This is a genomic window from Gaoshiqia sediminis (assembly GCF_025907915.1).
Taxonomy (GTDB): Bacteria; Bacteroidota; Bacteroidia; order Bacteroidales; family Prolixibacteraceae; genus Gaoshiqia; species Gaoshiqia sediminis.
Genome location: NZ_JAPAAF010000077.1, coordinates 1 through 5,083, shown reverse-complemented (window position 1 = coordinate 5,083; position 5,083 = coordinate 1). Strand labels below are relative to the sequence as shown.

Annotated in this window: 5 protein-coding genes; all 5 read left to right on the top strand. The window is 45.6% G+C overall.

The annotated features are described in order from the left end of the window. Positions 1-660: 660 nt before the first annotated feature. The 5 genes from N2K84_RS19940 (at position 661) to N2K84_RS19920 (ending at position 4,955) form a co-directional block, all read left to right on the top strand. The gene (locus tag N2K84_RS19940) at positions 661-1,476 is read left to right on the top strand and encodes a hypothetical protein (protein WP_282593594.1); all 816 of its coding nucleotides are present in this window, start codon (positions 661-663) and stop codon (positions 1,474-1,476) included. A gap of 488 nt (positions 1,477-1,964) precedes the next feature. After that, entirely contained in the window at positions 1,965-2,957 is a 993-nt protein-coding gene (locus tag N2K84_RS19935) for a hypothetical protein (protein WP_282593593.1), read from the top strand. A 165-nt stretch (positions 2,958-3,122) separates the two neighbouring features. After that, on the top strand, positions 3,123-3,371 hold the full coding sequence (locus N2K84_RS19930) for a hypothetical protein (RefSeq protein ID WP_282593592.1): 249 nt from the start codon (positions 3,123-3,125) through the stop codon (positions 3,369-3,371). Between the two features lie 240 nt (positions 3,372-3,611). Beyond that, the gene (locus N2K84_RS19925; protein ID WP_282593591.1) at positions 3,612-4,517 is read left to right on the top strand and encodes an MBL fold metallo-hydrolase; all 906 of its coding nucleotides are present in this window, start codon (positions 3,612-3,614) and stop codon (positions 4,515-4,517) included. Between the two features lie 6 nt (positions 4,518-4,523). Further along, on the top strand, positions 4,524-4,955 hold the full coding sequence (locus N2K84_RS19920) for a putative quinol monooxygenase (protein ID WP_282593590.1): 432 nt from the start codon (positions 4,524-4,526) through the stop codon (positions 4,953-4,955). Positions 4,956-5,083 lie beyond the last annotated feature (128 nt).

Sequence of the window (5,083 nt, the reverse complement as noted above, 5' to 3'; positions counted from 1 at the left end):
ATAAACAAACCAACTACAAAATCTAAAATCTCCAAAATCCAGAAAAAGAAAGACCGTCCCAAATTTTGTTTTGAGACGGCCTCTCGTGACCAACAGGCCATAGCCACGTGGAAACATATTCACTTATCCTGTACCTACCGAAAATGCCTTAGGCATTGGAAGCTTTTGAGGCAAATCTGTATTGAAAGGGTGAACTATTTCTAAAAGCGATTTCCCTGGCGCATTCTTCCTTCAAAGTAATTTTTTTTGAATAGCAGATGTTAAACTGCTCTTCTAAGCTCGTCACCATCCGTCCGGCCACGGCATACCGTGGCCTTACACGCCGGATAAAATCCGAAACGCCTTAAAACGGGAAAGCCACGTACGGTCACGACATGTCGTGACCTCGTGACCAACAGGCCATAGCCACGTGGAAAGCCCAGATTAACTTATCCTGCACCTACCAAAATGCCTCAGGCATTGGAAGCTTTTGAGGCTAAAATGCATTGAAAGGGTGAACTATTTTTAAAAGCGATTTCCCTGGCGCATTCTTCCTTCAAAGTAATTTTTTTTGAATAGTTTTATCGCCGTTATCACAAACACAAAAAGCGCTTTCACCCGCAAACGGATACCCGAAAAACGACCTGCTTTGCGGAAGGAATGAAAAAAAATTTTAGCACGATGGCCGGCACCACAGAACAACGAATTATGGTTTACTGCGATTTTTCGGAATCGATGCATGACGCGATTGCCCACGGAATCCGCATGGCCGGGATCTTTAAGAAAGAGCTGTGCCTGTTTCACCCGCTGGGCAAAGGCGGGAAAGATGACAAGCTCGGGGCACAAAAAGCGCTGGGTAACATCATCCGGAAGCTGAAACAAGACCTGCCCCAACTCACCCTCTCGAGCCTGACGCTGAAAGGCACCCTGCCGCAAAACATGGACCGGCTGGCCGAACAGTACGACGGGGTGATGCTGGTGCTCACCTCCGAAAACATCAAAAAGAAGCTGCCGGCCCTGCAGCAAAGTTCCATTCCTTTTCTGTTTGTGCAGGGCAGCGAGAAGGAGTTTCTGCAATACAACAAGGTGATCCTGCCGGTCGATTTTCGCAAGGTGATGAAGGACACCTCGCTGTGGGCCTCCTATTTCGGGCGGTTCAACCGGGCGGAAACTGAGGTGTTGTGCTCCCGCGAGCGCAACAAGGAGAATGCGCTGCTCATCCGGAAAAACCGGAAATTCATTGAACAACTGCTGTACAAGCTGCAGCTGGACGTACGGTTCAGCGATGCCGAAAAAGGAAGCTTCGGCCTGCCTTTCGAAGCGCTCGGCCGCTGCCTGGTGGAAAACTTTAACCTGATGATCATCCCCTCCAGCCAGCACATCAGCCTGCTGGATTTAATGGTGGGACTGCCCGAAGCCAAAATCATCAAAAAAGCCGGCCGGATGCCCGTGCTGTGCATCAACCCCAAACGCGACATGTATATTTTGTGCGATTAAGGTGGCGCCTCCGGGTGGTGCGATTTGCAATCGCACATCTTTAATACGCAGTTAAAAACCGCGCCACCTGGTTCCGAGATTCGCTGTCCACGTAGTTGGGTGGTGCGATTTTCAATCGCGCAATTCCAGTACGCGGTTAAAAACCGCGTCACCCGGGGAAGCCCATCCGGCCACGGCATACCGTGGCCTTACACGCCGGACAAAATCCGAAACACCTTAAAACGGGAAAGCCACGTACGGTCACGACATGTCGTGACCTCGTGACCAACAGGCCATACTACCGCTGAAAGCCCAAACTAACCTGTCCGGCATCTGCCGGAGACGCCCGGGGTATTATCATCCCCTCGGATACGTGCGCCATGAAAGAATAAATGAATCAAACCTTACAAAAGCGATTCCCCTGCCGCGCCACCCTTGCCAAATTCCATTTTTATTATTCCTTTGTAAGCTGAAAACCGATGTCAAACATTCCTTCAAAATACAGACCGATGCGCTTGTTCATCACTTTCTTATTCATTTTTGTGGTTGCCACGGCAACGGCCCAGCAACTGGAATACCAGGTACAGTTTCACGGAATTGGCGACAACCGCGAGTTTGCCCAAAGCAAAAAAGCCTATTCGCAAACCATTTTGGGCGAGCGCACCAGCGTTGAAATCGGCACCACCCTCGACGAAAAGCACCGCCTGCGCATCGGGCTGAGCCACCTGTTTGAATTTGGCAGCAACCTGGACGAGCGCAAGCCCAACCTGACCGCTTACTACCGGTATGCCGACGAAAAGAACACCTTTTACTTCGGCGCTTTCCCGCGCATGGAACTACTCAACTTCCCGCTGGCCATGCTCACCGATACGCTCAATTATTTCCGGCCAAACGTGGAAGGCATGTACGGAAAACACAGCTGGGACTGGGGCCACCAAAGCGGATTTGTGGACTGGACCAGCCGCCAGACCGACATCCGGCGCGAAACCTTTATGGCCGGTTTCTCGGGCGAAATGCGCCACCGCGCCTTCTTCGCCGAAAACTACCTGCTGCTGTTTCATTATGCCGAAACAGCCATCGAAAATCCCGACGAACATATTTCCGACAACCTGGGCCTGGCCCTGTATGCCGGGATGAACCTGGAAAAGCTGCTGCCCCTGCAACGCGCCTACGTAAAAGCGGGGATACTCGGATCGTCGTTCCGCGAACGCGGCGTAACCGACGGCTACCTGACCGGACTGAGTTTTAGCGGCGAATTTTACGGCGAGCGCGGCCCCTTTGCCCTGCGCGCCACCCTGCACCAGGGCGAAGGACACCGGTTTATGAACGGCGACCGCTTTTACACGGCCGACAGCTACCTGCGCACCGATGTGGTGTGGCAATTCCTTAACAGCAAACACGTGCAAGGACGCTTCAACCTGTCGTTCCACCTGGTTGACGGGAAAGACCTCGACCAATCGCAGCAGTTATCGCTGGTTTACCGGTTCGGAAACGCGGAATAGCCGGTTCGAATTTCTTCTTCCCATTCTCTCATTAAATTATTCCTTCGCGAAAAGGCTGACTCGCTCCGCGAAAAGACAAACTTGCTTCTCGAAAAGGCAAACTTGCTTCTCGAAAACACAAACTTGGTCCTCAGAAACACAAACTTGGTCCTCAGAAACACAAACTTGATCCTCGAAAAGGCTGACACGTTCCGCGAAAACACAAACTTGATCCTCAAAAAGGCAAACTTGATCCGCGAAAGGGCAAACTTGATCCGCGAAAAAGCTAACACGCTTCGCGAAAAGGCTGACACGCTCCGCGAAAACACAAACTTGGTTCTCGAAAACACAAACTTGGCTCTCAAAAAGACAAACTTGATCCGCGTAAAGGCTGACACGTTCCGCGTAAATCAGTTCGGCATGGTTCTCTTTTAGAATGAATACAAATAACACAAAGCCGTAATTGTTATTACGTCAAGTTTCGTAAATTCGCTTGCATGCATGGATGTAATGATAGTTGATCGATATAAACATACCGTGCCGGACAGGAGAAATATATTTCATTTCCCCATCGACAAGGCAGAAATATATTTCATGTGAATTTACAGAGACGTTAGCGGCAAGCTTGTTTGAAACCTCTGCTAAAATCATTAAATTTATAGTAAAATGATTTGTATGATGAGAAAAATACTGCTATTTATCGTTGTTATGATTGCAACATTTTCATGTAAATCGGTTAGAAATGAAAATGTTTCGAACAATCAAATTACAGAAAAGAAATATCAGGCAAAAGCTCCTCCAACTCAATCATTTGGACAAGAAGCATTTGAAGGGTCTAATGAAACAATAATCAGGTGGTTAGGCATGGCTGGTTTTATGATAAATAGTCATGGTACAACGTTAATGATTGACCCGGTTCTTAAAGACTTTGATATGCCTTTATTGATTGAATTTCCTATTGAAACAAAAGCGGTTCCGCATTTAGATGCAATATTAATAACGCATAGCGATAACGACCATTATAGTATTCCGACATGTATTGATTTGAAATCAGTAACACAAGAGTACCATTCAACAAAGTATGTTGACTCTCTAATGAAAAATCAAAATTTATCCTCATTTGGACATAATATTGGAGACACCTTTTTTATTAAAAAAATAAAAGTTACCTTAACTCCAGCAGACCATACTTGGCAAAATGATTATCCTGAATCAAAAAATGGCAGACAATGGAAAAAAGAAGACTGTGCTGGATTTTGGATTGAGACTCCAAATGGAACTATTTGGGCAACGGGTGATTCTCGGTTAATGCCCGAACACTTGCAGATGCCAACTCCGGATGCTATTTTGTTTGATTTTTCTGATAGTGAATGGCATTTCACTTTTGAAGGGGCAGTAAAATTAGCTAATGCATATCCAAATACTCCATTGTTACTTCATCATTGGGGTTCAGTTGATGCACCAGATTTTGCACCTTTTAATGGAGACCCTGAGAATTTAAAAGCTAAGGTAAATAACCCGGAAAGAGTTGTAATATTAGCACCAGGAGAACCTTATAAACTTTCAAGAATTAAAAATTAAACCAATATGAAATATTTAATTAAAGGGGTATTGTTGAACTTTGCAATACTGATTACTTTTTCATGTAAACAGCAGGTACAGAATGAAAATATAGTGGAATTAAATAGTCTGATTATCAGAATCTCGGAAATAGAAATAGAACCCAATTATCTTGATGAGTATATTTCAATTCTAAAAGAGGAATCTGAAGCTTCCGTTAGATTGGAGTCAGGTGTAATATCAATTTTCCCTATGTTTCAAAAGGAAAATCCGACTGAAATTAGAATTTTGGAAATATACGCAAGTAAAGAAGCTTATAAATCTCATTTGCAAACACCACACTTCAAGCATTATAAGACATCTACATTAAAAATGGTGAAGTCATTGAGATTAGTGGATATGGATGCAATTGATGCTGAAACTATGCCCGAGATTTTTAGAAAGATAAAATCTAACTAAACAGATAAAAAAATGATAGTCGAATAAAGCCAGCCGCTAATCGAGTAGACTGCCCCGCCAGTGAACACTGACGGGGAGAGCCTCTCACACCACTGTACGTACGGGTCTCGTATACAGCGGTTCATTAA

What these genes read in the sequence shown, in the direction of transcription:
- N2K84_RS19940 (WP_282593594.1), top strand. Translation starts at nt 661, where the DNA reads ATGGCCGGCACCACAGAACAACGAATTATGGTTTACTGCGATTTTTCG.
- N2K84_RS19935 (WP_282593593.1), top strand. Translation starts at nt 1,965, where the DNA reads ATGCGCTTGTTCATCACTTTCTTATTCATTTTTGTGGTTGCCACGGCA.
- N2K84_RS19925 (WP_282593591.1), top strand. Translation starts at nt 3,612, where the DNA reads ATGATGAGAAAAATACTGCTATTTATCGTTGTTATGATTGCAACATTT.
- N2K84_RS19920 (WP_282593590.1), top strand. Translation starts at nt 4,524, where the DNA reads ATGAAATATTTAATTAAAGGGGTATTGTTGAACTTTGCAATACTGATT.